The following is a 16,625-nucleotide window of genomic DNA, read 5'->3' as shown; positions in this document are numbered from 1 at the left end:
GTTGGATAGACTCCGCCGAGTATTTCCTCATGTTCCAAAGGTCAATTTATGTCCCTCAACGTCGTGATCCTGGCTGCGGGTAAAGGTACCCGCATGCGCTCTTCCCTGCCCAAGGTACTGCACCCGGTAGCCAACAAACCCATGGTTTCCCATGTGATCGATACTGCCCGTCAGGTCGGTGCCGAGCAACTGCATCTGGTCTATGGCCACGGTGCCGAGCTGCTGAAAGAGCGGATCGTGGCGGCTGATGTGAACTGGGTGCTGCAAGCTCAGCAGCTGGGGACCGGTCACGCCGTCGCCCAGGCCATCCCGTTCTGGAAGGATGAAGACGATGTGCTGGTGCTCTACGGCGATACCCCGCTGATCCAGCCAGAGACCCTGCAGCGACTGCTGGCTGCCAAGGCTGAAAACGGGATGGCACTGCTGACCGTAGTGCTCGACAACCCGACCGGCTATGGCCGTATCGTCCGTGAAAATGGTCAGGTAGTCGGCATCGTCGAGCAGAAGGATGCCAATGCCGAACAGCTGGCGATCCGCGAGGTGAACACCGGCGTGCTGGTGGCCAATGGGGGCCAGTTGCGTCAATGGTTGTCTCGTCTCGATAACAAGAATGCCCAGGGCGAATTCTACCTGACCGACGTGATCGCCATGGCGCACGGCGATGGCTGCCCGATTGCTGCGGTCCATCCGGAGCGTGCCGCTGAAGTGGAAGGGGCCAACAATCGGGTACAGCTGGCTGCCCTTGAGCGTAGCTATCAGCAGATGCAGGCCGAGAAACTTATGATTGCAGGTGCAACCATGATCGACCCCGCACGCTTTGATTTGCGTGGGGTTTTGGAAATTGGTGAAGAGGTTGTTATTGATGCAAACGTCATCATTGAGGGCAAGGTGACTCTCGGCAATCACGTTCGTATCGGAGCCGGTTGCGTACTGAAAGATTGTGTCATTGGCGATCACACCGAGGTGAAACCCTACTCGGTTATCGAGGGTGCAAAGGTGGCAGATCAGTGCTCAGTGGGTCCGTTTACCCGCTTGCGTCCGGGGGCGGTTCTGGAGCAGGATGCGCACGTTGGCAACTTCGTCGAGATGAAGAAGGCCCGTCTGGGGGTTGGTTCCAAGTGCGGTCATCTGACCTATCTGGGTGATGCCGAGATCGGAGCCGGGGTGAATATCGGTGCCGGTACCATCACCTGCAACTACGACGGGGTCAACAAATTCCAGACCATCATCGAGGACGATGTGTTCGTCGGTTCTGATACCCAACTGGTAGCGCCTGTTCGCATCGGCAAGGGGGCCACCCTGGGTGCCGGCTCTACTATTACCAAGGACGTGGGTGAAAATGAACTCGTGATTACCCGGGTACCCCAGCGTCACATCAAGAACTGGGCTCGTCCGGTCAAGAAAACTGATAAGTGATATCAGTATGAAGGCGACCCATGAACAAGCGAATTATCAAGCTCGCAGATGCGAGCCACAGTCTGTTTTCCCGCTTTGTCGATTTGGTGGGAATTTCAGTCTCAATGGTGCTGCTCTCGCGGCACTTTGGCTTGTTTCATGGGTTGGACGAGATGTCACTGACCACGCTGGGCATGGTGGTCTTCTTTCTGGTTTCCCAGAATACCGGGCTTTATTGCAGCCGGGTTCGTAAATATTTGGCGCAGTCTCTGCTGCGCCTCATCTTCTCTTGGTTGGTAACAGCGACCCTGCTCTACCTGCTGGTCTATCTGGTTCCCCTCTTCAAACCTTACCACCCTTTCCCGCTGGAGCTAGCTGTGCTCTGGCTTGCCATGGCCTGCCTTATTTCCACCGGTTATCGGGTGCTGTACCGGCTGGTGACCCTCTGGTTCAGTCGCTCTTCCTGTTGCCGCCGCGTAGCCATTATCGGGGTCACGCCTGCCGGGTTGGCATTGGAGAAATCCCTGTGGGAGAGTCCGCGTCACGATATCCAAATGCTCGGATTTTTCGATGCCCGTAGCGAAGAGCGCTTCGGTTACCCGACTCGCAGTCCTCTGTTGGGTGATGTCGACGAGCTGCTTGAGCTGGCCCGAAAAGGGCTGGTCGACGAAGTCTATCTGGCGCTACCCCTGACTGCCCGGGAGCGCATAAATCACTACCTCTACGAACTCTCCGATACCACGGTCGATACCTATCTGGTTCCCGATTTTTACGAGTACGGCCTGACCGTATCCCACATCGATCGGGTGGGCGATATCTATACCTTCAGCTTTTTCGATTCCCCGTTTGAAGGGGGCGCCGCCCTGCTCAAACGGATTGAAGATCTGGTGCTGGGTTCACTCATCCTGCTGCTCATCTCTCCGGTTATGGCGCTGGTGGCGCTCGGGGTGCGTCTCTCTTCGCCTGGACCCGTGCTCTTCAAACAGGATCGCTACGGGTTGGGGGGAAAGCGGATCCAGGTATGGAAATTCCGCACCATGCGCGTCATGGAGAATGATGCCGTGGTGACTCAGGCAACCAGAGGTGATCCCAGAGTGACGCCATTCGGTGCGTTTTTGCGTCGTACCTCGCTGGATGAGCTGCCGCAGTTTTTCAATGTGATTCAGGGTTCCATGTCGATCGTTGGGCCGCGTCCCCATGCCGTGGCGCACAACGAGCAGTACCGCTCACTGGTGGAGCGTTACATGCTGCGCCACAAGGTGAAACCGGGGATTACCGGGCTGGCCCAGATAAATGGATTTCGTGGTGAAACCGACACCCTCGACAAGATGGAGATGCGGGTCAAGTTCGATCTCAAGTACATCCAGTACTGGTCGCTCGGACTGGATTTCAAAGTCATTTTCCTGACTGTATTCAAGGGGTTTGTCGGTGCATCCGCTTACTAGCCTCGTTTGCGCCGGACTGCTGCTCTTCCCCTCTCTTTCAGTCCGTGCCGAGATCACCTCCGTATCCCATCAGGGGCCGCTTGGTCTGGAGATCCAGACCGATGTGGAGAATCGTTATGGTCACGACAGCAACCTATTGTGGCAGCGCGACAGTAGTCAGGCGATAGGCTCAGATTTCATCGGAATCACCCCGGAATTTCGCATGGTGGGCGAACGCGGCCTGGATCGCTATCAGTTCAGCTATCTGGGTGATTATCGTCGCTATGGTAGCAGCCATGCGGATGACTATGCCGATCACCAGTTCCAGTTTGACGGCAGCTGGCGCTTCTCCCTGCGCAACGCCTTCCAGCTGATGTACCAGTATCGGCTGGGCCATGAGGCGCGTGGCGAGGGGCTGACCGAAGGCTTTATGTTGCAGGGGGATGAGAAGGCTGGCGGTGATGCCACTTTCGGCTGGTTCAACATTGCCGAGCCGTTGCGCTTCAAACGCAGCGAAGTGGGTGGCCGCTACAGTTACGGTGCACCCGATGCCAGAGGCAAGCTGGAACTGGCGCTCTCCCACAAGGATTTGGGCTATCTCGACAAGCACCTCTACCTGCATGACTTTGAACGCTATATGGCCGAGCAGGAGTGGCAGGAGAACACCGCCATTGTCGAGCTGTTCGATCAGGTGAGCCATGTCAGCCGTTTTCGTTACACCCTGCAGACCAATCTGCGACGCTACCCGGCCAATCCACGCAAGGATTCCGACGAGTTTTTTCTCATCACCGGGGTGATGAGCCAGCTGACCGGCAAGACCCGGATCGATGCCAATATCGGCGGGATCTACAAGCGTTTCGTCAATGATCCACAGGCAGAGAGTTTCAAAGGGCTGAACTGGGATCTGCGTCTGGAGTGGCAACCGATGGATTACAGCAAGCTCGCGCTGCTCTCCAGCCGCACCATTCGTGATCCGGGTGGTGACGGCGGCTATGTCAGCAGCCAGCTATATGGCGCTGAGTGGCAGCACCACTGGTCACCCGGAGTGGCGACCACGCTCTCTTATCACGATATCCGGGATGATTATCACCAGTCGGTGGTCTGTGGTAACGACAACCGCCACCGTCAGGACGATATCCATCGCTGGGGCATGGGCATCAGCTACGACATTCGTCCCTCCGTCAATCTGGGGCTCCACTACCAGCAGGCCGACTCAGGTTCCAGCTTTGCCGGGCAGCCCATCGACATCGGCGGCAATTGCTATGGCCGTGCCCTCGGTTACGACAAACAACAGCTTTCTCTTTCACTCAAGGTAGCCATTTAACATGAACAAAAGCGTGATGGTGCTTCTGCTTGGCTGGTTGTTCAGCCTGTCTGTCTGGGCTGGCCAGAGCCCGCAAGGCAACGATTCCGCCTACCGGCTGGCGCCGGGTGACGAGGTCGAAATCCGGGTGTATGGCGAGCCGGATCTGTCGATGAAGTTCAAGGTCGATACCAGTGGCCACGTCAATTACCCCTATCTGGGTCAGGTGCTGCTGATGGGCCATACCACCACTGAGGTGGCCGAGCTGCTGACCATAGGGCTCAAGCACGGCGTGTTGCTCGATCCCATGGTTACGGTCAACGTGACCACTTTCCGCCAGGTGTTTGTTGCTGGCGAGGTGGCTCACCCGGGTGGCTATGAATACCAGCCCGGCCTGACGGTGGAGAAGGCTGTCGCGTTGGCGGGTGGTTTCACCGATCGCGCCGCCAGACGGGATATCAGCCTGCGCCTCAATGGCAGCGATCAGTTGCTGGAAGAGGTGAGCCTGCAACGGCAGCTCAATCCCGGCGACATCATCACCATCGAACAAAGTTTCTTCTGATCCAGGACGCTCTTCATGACTTCATTGTTGGTTGAAAATGGCCGTGCGCTAGAGAGTCGCCTCGATTTCAGCGGCCCCTGGCGGGTGCTCAAGGCAAACTGGTGGAAGGTGGTATTGTTTGCCGCCGTGGTGACCCTGGCGGCAGCCCCCTTTATCCTCAGCATGCCGCCCTACTATCAATCCAGTGCGACCCTGCTGCTGAAGGCAGATGCCAACAGCGCTTCCCCTATCGAGCCCGTCTATCGGGTCGATACCAGCCGCCGCGAGTACTACAACACCCAGTTCGAGTTGCTCAAGTCACGCCGGGTGGCCGAGAAGGTGGTTACTCATCTGGGCTTGGCCGAACTGCCGGAATTCAACGGGCAGCCCAATCCGGACAGCTGGCTGAGCCGCATCAAGGGGCTCTGGAGTGCCGGACATCAGGAGGATGCCTCCTCACGCCACCAGCATGCGCTGGAGTATCTGGCCAGACACCTGACCGTCTCGCCGGTGCGCGATACCCAGCTGGTCAGCATAGGGTTCGAATCCCGCTCTCCCGAGCTGGCCGCCAGCGTCGCCAATGAGGTGGCCCAGACTTACATCGATCTCAATGTGGAGGAGCGGGTCGATGCCAACACCACGGCATCGCACTGGAACCAGAGCCGGTTGGTCGAGATAAAGGCCAGTCTGGAGAAGCAAGAGAAGCAGCTCGGCGATTTTCTTGCCCGCAATGATCTGCTGACGTTTCGCGGCGTAGATGGTCTGCAAACCGAAGAGCTCGGCATCATCACCAACAAGTACGCGGATGCCCGCGAGCGGCGGCTGGCGGCGCAGGCCGAATTCCAGTCCATTCAGGAGTACGGCCGCAATCCGGCGGCGCTGGCTTCCCTGCCCGAGGTCTCCAACCACCCCCAGATGCAGGATCTGCGCATCGCCCTCATCAAGGCCCAGCAGGAGCTCTCCGAGCTGGCCAAGCGTTATGGCCCCAAGCATGACCGTATTCTGCAGGCCGAGGCGCGCATCAAGGCGCTCAATACTCAATCAAACCAGCTGATGCGGGAGATTGCCGACGGTATCGAGGATCGCTACCAGAGCAGCCAGCGCAAGGAGCAGGAGTACCTCGCCCAGCTTGACGAGAAGAAGCGGGAGTTCTCCTCGCTGGCGGTCAAGAAGGATGAGTACAACAACCTGAAGAACAATATCGACAAGACCCGTCAGCTCTATAACGAGCTGTTTCGCCGTCAGGAAGAGACCCGCCTGAACGCTCAGCTGCACGAGTCGAATGCCATCCTCTACGACGCGGCATCGGTGCCCTTGCTGCCTGCCAAACCAAACAAGATGCTGTTTCTGCTGATGGTGGTGATCATGGCGGGCATGGTTGCCGTGCTGGTAGTCATCACTGCCGGAGCGCTGCGCAATACCCTGGATCGTCTGAGCCAGCTGGTCTCCCAGCTCGGTGGTCGGGTGCTTGGTGAAATCCCGCGGCTGGCGGCCCTGCAGGATCAGAGTGCTCTGCTGCGGGTGGGGGCGGTCAATCCCAGAGTAGGTGCCAGTGCCGATGACCTCTACGCCATCATGCGGCTGGAGCCGGGTCAGCTGCAGCGCATCATGATCACCTCGACCCGTGCTGGTGAGGGCAAGTCGACGCTGGCGGCTCTCTGTGCCGCCAGCTTTGCCCGCCATGAGCGAGTGCTGCTGGTGGATGGGGATCTGCGCCGGGGCTCCCTTGGTCGCCAGCTGCTGGGGCAGGCAGCCAGACCGGGGTTGGCCGAGCTGCTCGCAGGCGAAGCCGATTTGGCTGCCTGTCTGGTGCCAAAAGAGGGATTGACCCTGCTGCCGGCTGGCCAGCCGGTCTCCTCCCCGCTGGCACTGCTTGGCTCGCCACGCTGGAGCGAACTGCTGGCAACTCTGGCCGGGCAGTTTGACCGCATCATAGTGGACACCCCTGCGCTGGAAGTCGGCAAGGATGCCCTGCTGCTGGGGCAGCCGCTGGATGGTGCCATTCATGTGATCCAGTCCGGCCTGCTGCCGGCCAGTCGGGTGTTGAGCGTTCTGGCACAGCTGCGGGATGCCAGGGTGGCGGTGTTGGGGACAGTGCTGACCCAGGTCGCCGAGCGCGATCTGGAAGGGGCGGAGAACCTGAGATTCTGTGGTGCACCCACCCGGGGCGCGCTATGAAACTGCTACGCAGCATCACCACCATAGGGGGTGCTTCCGTGCTATCCCAGCTGATCGGGGCGTTCTCGGTCTGGTCACTGTCGCACAAGTTCGACATGGCTGCGGTCGGGCTCTATGCCCTCAGCTACAGTCTGGTGCTGATCGGTGCCCAGCTTGCCACCTTTGCCTCGCAACTGCTGTTACCCAAGCTGGAGGAGGCCGAGCTGCCCGGCAACCTGATTTTTTCCCTGTTACAGGTCTTGCTGCTCCCCATCCCCTATGTGCTGGTGGTGGTCTGCTTTTTCTCGCTGCCGCTCTGGCCGCTCTACCTGCTGACCGTGACCCACGGGCTGATTCTCATTACCGAGAATCTGGCCCTGCGGGCCGGCCACTACCAGCGGCTCGGTCTGCAGCGTATCTCGGCCTCTGCCGTGGTGCTGCTCTGCCTGCTGCTTGCCCCTGACATGGTGCACTTTTATCAGTTATGGGCCTGTCTGTTGCTGCTGGTGATAGGAGGCTGGTTGTGGTCTGCCTTTGCCTGGCACAGTGCCATGCTGAGGGAGGCTTCCCCGCGCCGCCTGCTGCACTTCTTCTCCCGCCATAAAGCGCATCTGGCTGGTGTCGGCAGTGCCGAAGTGCTGGCGATGGTGACGGCTAATCTGCCAACCGTGCTGATCAACTTCTGGTTTTCCCCTCTGGTGGCGGGCTACTTTGCCGTGGTCAACCGCTTCTGTCTGGCGCCCGTGGTGATTGTCGGCAACGCCATCCGCCACTCCATCTTCTCGCGATGGTCGGAGGATTTCCGCCTACGCCGTTTCAACGGGGAGGAGTTTCGCAAGGTGAAGCGGCTGCTGCTGGCGATGGGCAGTGCGGCCACCCTCGGGATCCTCATCTGCTATCCGCTGGTGATGAAGTGGTTCTTCAATGCGGAGTGGAACGCCTCCATCGATACCTCCCGCTACATGTTGCCCTATGTGTTTACTGCGGTAGCCATCTGCCCGCTGACCGTAATCGAGCTGGTGTTTGGCTCGCCCGGCTACTTTTTGCGGATCCAGCTTGAGCAGCTGCTGGTCGTGGTGATCGCCTTCGTGCTGTTGCCCTGGCTGCAACAGGAGTACGCTCTCTGCGTGCTGGCCTTCTCTCTGCTGACTGCGGTGCGCTACGGCTTCGTCTTTTTGCGGGTCAACCGCCGGGCTGCCGAGTTGCAGGGGCGGATGGAGCTGGCCTCGTGAACAGCGCCCTCATCATGCAGGCCAATCTGCTGCTGTCGCTGGTGATCTGTGGCCTGGCCCAGTACGTTACCGGTATTACGGCCTTCCTCTGGCTTCCCTTCCTGCTGGCCATTGCCACCTTGATGTTGCTGCCGCTGCAGACGCGTTACAGCCCGTTGCGGCTCGACTATCAGGAGAAGGTGCTGCTGCTGCTCTACTGTGGCTTGCTGGTGCTGGCGCTGCTGGGCACCCTGCTTCAGCAGGGGGGCATGCTGACTATCATCGGTTTCAAGAACGAGCTGGCGCTCTCTCTGCTGCTCCCCTGCCTGTTGCTCGGCTTCTGCCGCGAGTCACAGATTTACCGCATCATGAAGCTGGTGGAGTGGGTCTTCTACCTGCAGATCCCGGTGGTGCTGTTTCAGGTGCTGGTGGTGGTGCCGAAACGGGTGGCAATGCGCGGCGAGTTTGAGAAGTGGGACTCAGTGGTCGGCACCTTCGGGGGGGATCCCATGGGGGGCGGTAATACCGGTGCACTCGGCTTCTTCTGCCTGCTGGTGATGCTGATCAAGCTCTCCGAGTTTCGTCACGGCCTCATTTCGCGTCGTTCGGTCGCTTTTCACATTCTTGCCGCCTTTGCCATCTGCGTGCTGGCCGAGGTGAAGTTCGTTATCCTGCTGTCCCCCTTGCTGCTGGCCTGGGTCTGGCTCTCGCCAAGCTATGTCAGGGGGATGAAGAGCTATGACCTCAAGCGTCTGCTGCTGATTGCGCTGGCGATGACGGCGCTGGTGGCAGTGGCCGTTCTGGTGCTGGCTGCCTCCTACTCATCCGCGTTCGAGGGGGCCGGGCAACAGGGGGCCATTGCGCTGTTTATCGACTCCCTCGGCTATATCTTCGATCCTAACCACATCAACCCGGAAACCGGCGAGCTGGGGCGGGTGACGACGCTCTTTTTCTGGGCCAGCAACGGTGATCACCACGGTCTCAGCAATCTGCTGTTTGGTTATGGCCTCAACACCACCAACCATGGCAGCACCCTGCCCGGTTTTCTCAACCCCCTGTTCAACGTGCTGCTCGACTCCACGTCCCTCAGCGTGTTGCTGTGGGAGGTGGGACTGATGGGCACCCTGATCTTCATCGCGCTGATCGTTCTGCTGCTCTGGTGCTGCCGTCCCCATCCGTTGCTGGATCGCCAGCTGCTGAGCACGGCAGATGTGCGTCTGCTCAGCTACCAACCCGCTTTCATCGCGTTCGGGATCGCCTGCCTGCTGAGCTTGCCTTACAGCCAGCTGCTGATGCTGATCCCTGTGCAGCAGTTTCTCTTCTATTTCGTGCTGGGTGCCGCCCTGGTGATCCGTTCTTCGGTTCGGCAGGCCACCAGCTCTTGTGAGGTGTCATGACTCCATCCCCCCTTATCTCCGTCATCATCAAGACCTACAACGAGGAGGCAGGGATTGCCGACACCATAGCCAGCATCAGGAGCGCTCTGGCCGACTACTCCCACCAGATTATCGTGGCGGATAGTCTCTCGACCGACCGCACCCAGGTGATTGCCTGCCAGCTGGGGGTGACTGTGGTGAGCCTGACCGACCCGGCTGATCGCTGTTGCGGCGTGGGACCACAGCTTGGCTACCTCTTCAGCGAAGGGGAATTCCTGTTGCTGCTCGATGGCGACATGAAGCTGGAGCCGGAGTTTGTGCCGGCCGCCCTTGCGCACATGCACTCCCACCCCGAATGCGGTGGCGTGGCCGGGCGGGCCGAGATGGATGATGCCCACAGCTATGAGTTCAAGTCGCGCAAGCAGCGCATCAACCAGATCTATCCGCTGGGCGAGTCGCGCTGGCTGTGTGGTGGCGGCCTGTTTCGACGCAGCGCCATCGAGCAGATCGGCTATCTCACCAATCGCAACCTGCACGGTTACGAAGAGGCGGAGGTGGGTATCCGGCTGCGTCAGGCGGGCTATCGGCTGGAGCGGCTCGATGTCCCCTTCTTCTTTCACACCTCCCACACCATGGACTCCCTTGCCCTGATCCGTTACCGCTGGCGCATGGGGTATCTGTTTGCCAGCGGCGAGCTGGTGCGCTCGGCGTGGGGGCAGCCCTATTTTCGCGAGGTGCTGTCGGTGATCCGCTCCGAGCTGCTGTTCGGGCTCTACCTGCTGACACTGCTGTTCTGCGTGCTGCTTTTCGCAGCCGGGCTGCCGTTCTGGTTGCCGCTGCTCGCGCTGGCACCGCTGGGTGGCTTCATCGCTCTCAAGTGGTTGAAGAACCGCTCCCTGCAAGATGCCCTGCGCAGTGTCATGAATCTCTCCATCTATGCAGCCGGGCTGGTGCGCGGCCTGCTGTTGCCCCAGCGCTCCCCGCGCGAGGCGCCCGCCCATCGTCTGATCCAGGAGTCATTGCCGTGAAGGTGCTCTTTGCCAACAAGTTCTTTTTCATGAAGGGAGGTGCCGAGACAGTCCTCTTTCAGGAGCGGGAGATGGTGCGTCAGGCGGGTCATCAGGTGATCGACTTTGCCATGCAGCATCCGGATAACCTCCCCTCGCCCCAGAGCGGCTACTTTCCGGCCAACGTCGATTATCACCAGCGGCACGGGCTCTTCGATCGGCTGAAGATCGCCGCTCGCTTCATTCACAATCAGGAGGCCTGTGATCGGCTGGCGGAGCTTATCCGTGCCGAGCGTCCCGATATCGTTCACTTTCACAACATCTACCACCAGCTCACCCCGGCGATCATCCGGGTGGCCAAATCCCTGGGCTGCAAGACGGTGCTGACGGCGCATGACTACAAGGTGGCCTGTCCCAACTACAGCATGCTGGTCGATGGCGAGCCGTTCGATCTGACCCGGATCGAGGGTTCCTGGCTCAAGCTGTTTCGCCATCAGTGGCAGGAGGGGTCGTGGGGCAAGAGCCTGCTGCTCTCTGCCGAGGCGGCCTGGCAGCAGTGGCGCCGCAACTATGAGCAGGTCGATGCATTGGTAGCGCCGAGCGCCTTCATGGCCGGGATGCTTCGCACCCGGCTGCCAGCTTCCCGCATCGAGGTGATCCTCAATGGCATAGATGTCGAGTCGAGCCGCGAAAGCGGAGAGGATCGGGGGTACTTTCTGTTCCTCGGCCGCCTGATGGCCGAGAAAGGGGTCGATACGCTTGCCCGTGCCCATCAACGCATGACGCTGCCGGCGGGCCTCAAGATTGTGGGCGGTGGCCCGCTGCTGGCGCACCTCGGGCAGCATTATCCCAATGCAGAACTGCTGGGGTTCAAGCAGGGGGAAGAGTTGCTCGATCTGCTGCGCCACGCCAAGGCCGTGGTGGTGCCGTCCGAGTGGTACGAGAACTGCTCCATGTCGGTACTGGAGGCGATGGCCTATGGCAAACCGGTGATCGGGGCTCGAATTGGCGGGATTCCGGAGCAGATCCGCGACGGTCTCGATGGCTTGCTGTTCGAGGCGGGTAATGCCGACGAGCTGGCCCGCTGCATGGACAGGCTGGTGGCCGAGCCGGAGCAGACGGCGGCCATGGGGCGTTCGGCCCGTCAGCGGCTGATCGACAGTTACTCCCTCGCCAGCCACCAGCAAGCCCTGCTGGCGCTCTACCAGTCGTTGCTGGAGGAGAAACAGAGATGAGTTTCTGGCACGAGTTGAAAGCCGAACTGGCGCTCAATCCGAGCAAGACGGCGCGCCTGTTCCTGCTCTGCTACCGGCTGGCACAGGGAGGCCGCTTTATGAGGCTGCCCTGCTTGTTGCTGCTCAAGGGATTCAAGCTGCTGTGCGGCCTCGATATCTCGCCAAGAGCCCGGCTGGGTTGGGGCCTACGCCTCTATCACCCGCAGAATATCGTCATCGGTGACGGCGTGCAGATGGGGCGTGACTGCACTCTGCGCCACAACTGCACCCTGGGCAACAAGCCAGATCGTCAGAGCGGCCAGCTTCTCTCGCCCACCGTGGGGGACGGGGTCGAGTTCGGCACCGGCGCCATCGTTATCGGGGCCATCGCCATTGGTGATCATGCCTGTGTCGGTGCCAGCGCCGTCGTCACTCGTTCCGTCCCGGCTCGCGCCGTTGTTGCGGGCAATCCCGCCAGAATCATTCGAGAAGATCATGAAGCAGATTAGTGTGACCGTGCTCGGTACCCGGGGGATCCCCCATGTACTGGGCGGTGTCGAAACCCATTGTCAGTTCCTCTACCCGGAGCTGCACCGCCAGTTCGAAGTGGCGGCGACCGTGCTGGCTCGCGCCCCCTATGTGGATTACCGACGCGGCGAGTTTGAAGGGGTGGCACTCAAGGCGTTGCCTGCCCCCAAAAAGAAGTCGCTGGAGGCAATTCTCCACTCTCTGCTCGCAGCTTTTTACTGCCGCCGTCATGCCTGCGATCTGGTGCATGTCCATGCCATCGGCCCGGGGCTGGTGGTACCGCTGCTGAGGTTGCTCGGCAAGCGGGTGGTCTTTACCCATCACGGCCCTGACTATGACCGCCAGAAATGGGGGGCGCTGGCCAAGTGGGTGTTACGCCTTGGCGAGCGCTGGGCGGTACGCTATGCCAGCGAAGTGATCGTCATCTCCGAGGTGATCAACGAGGCGATCCGCCGCCAGTATGATCGCCAGGATGCCCACCTCATCTACAACGGGGTGAAACGGGTCGCGTTGCCGGCAGCGGACAAGAGGGACCAGACTCTGGCCCGTTTCGGGCTGAGTGCAGGCAACTATCTGGTGGCGGTTGGCCGCTTCGTCGAAGAGAAGGGGCTGCACGATCTCATTGCCGCCTACCGCCAGCTCGATACCGAGATGCCACTGGTACTTGTGGGGGATACGGATCACCCAACCCCCTACAGCGAGCACTTGCAGCGGATAGCGGATGAAACACCGGGGGTGATCCGTACCGGTTTCCTCAATGGCGAGGCGCTGATCAGCGTCTTTTCACAGGCGGCCCTGTTTGCCATGCCCTCTTATCACGAGGGGTTGCCGATAGCCCTGCTGGAGGCGCTCTCCTTCTCCCTGCCGGTGGTGGTGAGCGACATTCCCGCCAATCTGGCGGTGGCGCTGCAACAGGAGTGCTATTTCCCGGTCGGCGATGTGAGTGCGCTGGCAGAGCGACTCAACGCCCAGTTGACTCGCGGCAAGGTCGATTACAGCGACTATCTGCAGCGGTATGACTGGCAGCGGATCGCCGGCCAGACCATGGCGGTCTACCGCAAGGCTCTGGGCATACCCGCAGGAGAAAACCAATGAGCCAATTACCGCAGAAACCGCAGGGGGCGATCGACCGCTTCTACCGTGCCCTCTCCCCCGAGGTGGCCGAGAGCCTGAGTGAAACTCAGCGCGACGGTATCGAGCAGGCGCTGCGGCTGATGAGTGACGGCAAGTCGCACGCCATCAACGTCAACAGCGCCTTCGGCATCGGTCGCTGGCGCTGCTATCTGGTGGTGTTGATGGGACGGGATCGCCGTCACCGCGGGCGGGAGAGCGGCTTTCGCTTTCACCTCAAGGTGCTGCTGACCACCCTGCTGTTGCTGCTGGGGATCTGCGGCATGGTGCTGCTGCTCTATCTGGTGAAGTCGGCCCTTGGCATCGACATCTTCAAGCACTTCTCGTTCGGGGTGTGGGATCTGTTCAAAAAGAGTGTGCTGATGTGATGAAAGAGGGCTCCTGCGGGAGCCCTCTTGCGTTACTGGATGTCGATCTCGGCCAGACGATACCAGCCACTCTCTTCCAGACCCGCAATGCCGAGCTGCAGGGCGGGCTGCTTGTCCTGACCGATGAAGGCCAGCTCCAGATAGTAGTGACCGCGAGCCATCCGGCCCGGCAAGGTCAGGCTGTCCCTAGTGGTAGCCTTGCTGCCCGGGATCCAGCGGGTCATGTCGTTGCGGGTCACCAGCATGGCGCCGACCTGCCCTTCATCGTTGACCAGCCGGTAGGTGAGCGGCCAGTTGCGATAGGCCGGCGCTACCCCGTCGTTGTGCCAGTCACCGTTGAGGGTAAGGGTAGCTCCCGGCTTCATGGTTCCCTTGAGGGTCAGCTGGTCCAGTACGATGCGATAGCCCATCTTGCGCAGGGCATTGTCGACGATGGGTCGATATTGGGGCGGAACCGGATCCGACTTGAGATTGATGGTGGAGGCGTGTTGGGCCAGCGCCCAGTCAAAGGTGGCCTTGACCTCCTCCATGGTGTACTGCTGCTGGCCTGGCCACTCGCTCAGCTTGCCGCACACCTCGAAACTGACCGGCGCCCTCTGCCAGCTGGAATCGAAGTTCGCCACATCGGTGCGGGCGCTCGCCAGTCGTTCCGGGTAGGCGTTGCGCATGTGGCTCCAATTTTGGGAGAAGTGGTGCCAGTCGCCGAGGCAGTCTGCCCGCCAGCCAGCTCCCTTGCCCACGGCATACTCAAACATGGGCAGGTTGTTGATGAGCATCAGCTTGGGGGTTCGCGGAAAAGCGGCCATCTGCAGGTCAACATAGGGTTTGAGCTGCTCGCTGCTGTAGCGCTGTTCCAGCGTCGGGCCGGGGAAGTTGCTCATGTGCCACTCTCCCCATGAACCTATCATGCCGATGTCGACATGACTCAGCGCCGGATTGCCATCGTAATGGTCTCCCAGCGCCTGGAACAGCCGGGTGGCCCGGGCGAGGAACTGCGGGTCGCTGTAGTCGGGCACAAAGGTCTGGTGGTTGTTCACCCACTCTCCCCGAATCCCCTTGTTGATGAGCCACTCCGGGATCTTGCTGCCCGAGAAGGGCTCATCAAGGGTCATGACCCTGAGGGCAATCGATTGTTTCGGGGTGGCGTGCTGTGCCTGATCGATGGCCCTGTCGATCAGGGCAAAGTTGTATTCGCCCTCCTGTGGCTCCAGCTCGCTCCAGTAGAAGCGGAAGTAGTCGACCGTGCTGACCGGGTGTTCGGCCAGAGAGAGGGGATGACCCCAGCTGTTGTGAAACTCTTCGATACCGACGCCGGGATTGTGCAAGAGGTCGTCGACCGGTTCGGGATGAATGGTGAGGGTACCGGCCAGAGCTCCCTGAGCCCATAGCAAGCCGGAATAGAGCAGGATCCTGCCCGGATGCATTTTCATGTGATCGTCCGCCAGTGGAACATGATTGCATGCTAGGAAATTGGCGGACAAAGGCCCAGCCGGTTCCGCTGTTTTCGAGAAGAACCGACTGAAGCCTTTGTTGTTTCGGTCAGGGATTGACGGAGGTTGTACCCTCAGTCGTCATTGTCATGTCCGGCTGGGCGGGACTCGACACTCTGTTGCCCCATCACCTGATACCAGTCGAGCTTGCGGGTCAGCAGCATGATCAGCGCCAGGGTGGCGAACAGCAGCAGGGCGCCGAGCAGCAGAGCTATCTCTTCGGCCTGCAGCAGGCTGTAGAGAATGGCATAGACCAGCCCGAGCAGCGCAGCAAAGCCGATCCCCTGCTTCGGGCCACCCAGCACATGGCTGAGGTAGAAGCCGTTGAGCAGCACGCAGGCCAGCGCGGCCACCAGATAGGCCCAGCCAAAGCCGAGGTGTTCGGTCAGGGCCAGTAGCACCAGATAGAAGATGGCCAGCCCCATGCCTACCAGCGCGTACTGGATCGGGTGAACCCGCAGCCCCTTGAGCAGCTCGAACATAAAGAAGCTGATAAAGGTGAGGCCGATGAAGAGCAGGGCATACTTGGCCGCCCGCTCGTTGAGCTGATAGTGATCCACCGGTTGCACCAGACTGACGCTGAAGGTGGGCAACACGTCCTCCCCGCCGTTCATCGCCCGGTTGAAGCGGGTCTCCATGTCGCTGGCGAACCAGCTGGTTTGCCAGTTGGCCTCAAACCCTTGTGGGCTCAGGGTGCGACTGCCCGGCAGAAAGTCACCGATAAAGTTGGGGTGGGGCCAGTTGCCCGCCAGCTGCAGGGTGCTCTCCTTGCCCAGCGGGACTATGTCGAGGGCGTTCATCCCCTGTAGATTGAGCTCCAGATGGAAGGTGCCATCCTGCTGCGGCAGGTTGTCGAGTGGGGCATGGATACCCGCGAGTGCGTCACCGAGGCGGGTGCCGGGGGCAAACGGGATCCGCTGTGTGCCGAGTTGCAGTTCGGGGACGCTGTTGATACCGCGGGCATCGGAGAGCACCAGGCTCAGGTAGGGTTTGCCCGCCACCAGCTCGGCCGTTTCACCGAGCGGTGAGGTCGCGTCATTCAGCAGACTCTGCCGGGTTGGCAGGCGGCCCGAGAGGGAGAGCCGGGTCTGGTAGACCTGCGCCTGATAGATGCCCAGCTTGCGCGGGGTGACCTCCATGTTGGCCTTGATATCCAACTGCTCCGGCAGCAGGTAGCGGTAGATCTGCTCCTGACGGACGAAGCGCTTGCCCTCCTGCTCGACCGTCACCGAACGGGTATAGGGCTGCACGATAATGGGCCCCATCAGTCGTTGCGGGCCGCTGCTGCTGGCCATGATGCTGTGAATGGCCTGACTGCGGTAAGCCTGACGCTCCCGGTTCAGCTCCATGATGGATTGCACCGGCACCATCAACAGAAGGCTGAGCAACAGCAGCAGAAAGATCTTGTGGGTGAATATCTGTTTGACCATGACACGTCTCCTTGTTTGATGGAGTGAGTCTGTCAGTCCGGCGTGAAGTG

The 16,625-nt window shown here is 60.4% G+C and carries 14 protein-coding genes; 12 read left to right on the top strand and 2 right to left on the bottom strand.

Going from position 1 to position 16,625, the window contains the following annotated elements; genetic code table 11:
* The first annotated feature begins 48 nt into the window (after nt 1–48).
* From glmU to OKC31_RS15360, 12 genes are read left to right on the top strand one after another with little or no spacing between them, the layout of a single operon-like run.
* The gene (glmU, locus tag OKC31_RS15415) at nt 49–1,416 is read left to right on the top strand and encodes a bifunctional UDP-N-acetylglucosamine diphosphorylase/glucosamine-1-phosphate N-acetyltransferase GlmU (protein WP_270657135.1); all 1,368 of its coding nucleotides are present in this window, start codon (nt 49–51) and stop codon (nt 1,414–1,416) included.
* Nucleotides 1,417–1,436: 20 nt separating this feature from the next.
* A complete protein-coding gene (locus OKC31_RS15410) occupies nt 1,437–2,840 on the top strand; it encodes an undecaprenyl-phosphate glucose phosphotransferase (protein ID WP_270657133.1) in 1,404 nt (467 codons plus the stop codon).
* Nucleotides 2,824–4,143 carry an outer membrane beta-barrel protein gene (locus tag OKC31_RS15405; protein WP_270657132.1) on the top strand — a complete coding sequence of 440 codons (1,320 nt, stop codon included), beginning with the start codon at nt 2,824–2,826 and terminating at the stop codon, nt 4,141–4,143. The genes OKC31_RS15410 and OKC31_RS15405 overlap by 17 nt, the downstream gene beginning before the upstream one ends.
* 1 nt (nt 4,144) lies before the next feature.
* Nucleotides 4,145–4,684, top strand: coding sequence for a polysaccharide biosynthesis/export family protein (locus OKC31_RS15400; RefSeq protein WP_201990985.1), 540 nt, complete (start codon nt 4,145–4,147; stop codon nt 4,682–4,684).
* Between the two features lie 15 nt (nt 4,685–4,699).
* Entirely contained in the window at nt 4,700–6,841 is a 2,142-nt protein-coding gene (locus tag OKC31_RS15395; protein WP_270657130.1) for a GumC family protein, read from the top strand.
* The gene (locus OKC31_RS15390; RefSeq protein ID WP_270657129.1) at nt 6,838–8,052 is read left to right on the top strand and encodes a lipopolysaccharide biosynthesis protein; all 1,215 of its coding nucleotides are present in this window, start codon (nt 6,838–6,840) and stop codon (nt 8,050–8,052) included. Before OKC31_RS15395 ends, OKC31_RS15390 begins: the two co-directional genes overlap by 4 nt.
* Nucleotides 8,049–9,428, top strand: coding sequence for a capsular biosynthesis protein (locus OKC31_RS15385; protein ID WP_270657128.1), 1,380 nt, complete (start codon nt 8,049–8,051; stop codon nt 9,426–9,428). The genes OKC31_RS15390 and OKC31_RS15385 overlap by 4 nt, the downstream gene beginning before the upstream one ends.
* Entirely contained in the window at nt 9,425–10,435 is a 1,011-nt protein-coding gene (locus OKC31_RS15380; RefSeq protein WP_263085060.1) for a glycosyltransferase family 2 protein, read from the top strand. The genes OKC31_RS15385 and OKC31_RS15380 overlap by 4 nt, the downstream gene beginning before the upstream one ends.
* On the top strand, nt 10,432–11,649 hold the full coding sequence (locus OKC31_RS15375; RefSeq protein ID WP_263085059.1) for a glycosyltransferase family 4 protein: 1,218 nt from the start codon (nt 10,432–10,434) through the stop codon (nt 11,647–11,649). Before OKC31_RS15380 ends, OKC31_RS15375 begins: the two co-directional genes overlap by 4 nt.
* The gene (locus tag OKC31_RS15370; RefSeq protein ID WP_270657127.1) at nt 11,646–12,137 is read left to right on the top strand and encodes a serine acetyltransferase; all 492 of its coding nucleotides are present in this window, start codon (nt 11,646–11,648) and stop codon (nt 12,135–12,137) included. The genes OKC31_RS15375 and OKC31_RS15370 overlap by 4 nt, the downstream gene beginning before the upstream one ends.
* A complete protein-coding gene (locus OKC31_RS15365) occupies nt 12,124–13,251 on the top strand; it encodes a glycosyltransferase family 4 protein (protein ID WP_270657126.1) in 1,128 nt (375 codons plus the stop codon). Before OKC31_RS15370 ends, OKC31_RS15365 begins: the two co-directional genes overlap by 14 nt.
* Nucleotides 13,248–13,655 carry a hypothetical protein gene (locus OKC31_RS15360; protein ID WP_033115229.1) on the top strand — a complete coding sequence of 136 codons (408 nt, stop codon included), beginning with the start codon at nt 13,248–13,250 and terminating at the stop codon, nt 13,653–13,655. The genes OKC31_RS15365 and OKC31_RS15360 overlap by 4 nt, the downstream gene beginning before the upstream one ends.
* 32 nt (nt 13,656–13,687) lie before the next feature.
* On the opposite strand, the gene OKC31_RS15355 is transcribed toward OKC31_RS15360, so the two are convergent.
* Nucleotides 13,688–15,085: a DUF4832 domain-containing protein gene (locus tag OKC31_RS15355; protein ID WP_270657125.1), complete on the bottom strand. Its 1,398-nt coding sequence runs from the start codon at nt 15,083–15,085 to the stop codon at nt 13,688–13,690.
* A gap of 134 nt (nt 15,086–15,219) precedes the next feature.
* Nucleotides 15,220–16,575 (bottom strand): cell envelope integrity protein CreD, encoded by a 1,356-nt coding sequence (creD, locus tag OKC31_RS15350; RefSeq protein ID WP_270657124.1) that lies wholly within the window; start codon nt 16,573–16,575, stop codon nt 15,220–15,222.
* Between the last annotated feature and the right edge of the window lie 50 nt (nt 16,576–16,625).

This window comes from Aeromonas sp. Y293-4 (assembly GCF_027705905.1).
GTDB lineage: Bacteria > Pseudomonadota > Gammaproteobacteria > Enterobacterales > Aeromonadaceae > Aeromonas > Aeromonas veronii.
This window is presented reverse-complemented; position numbering and strand designations above follow the sequence as displayed.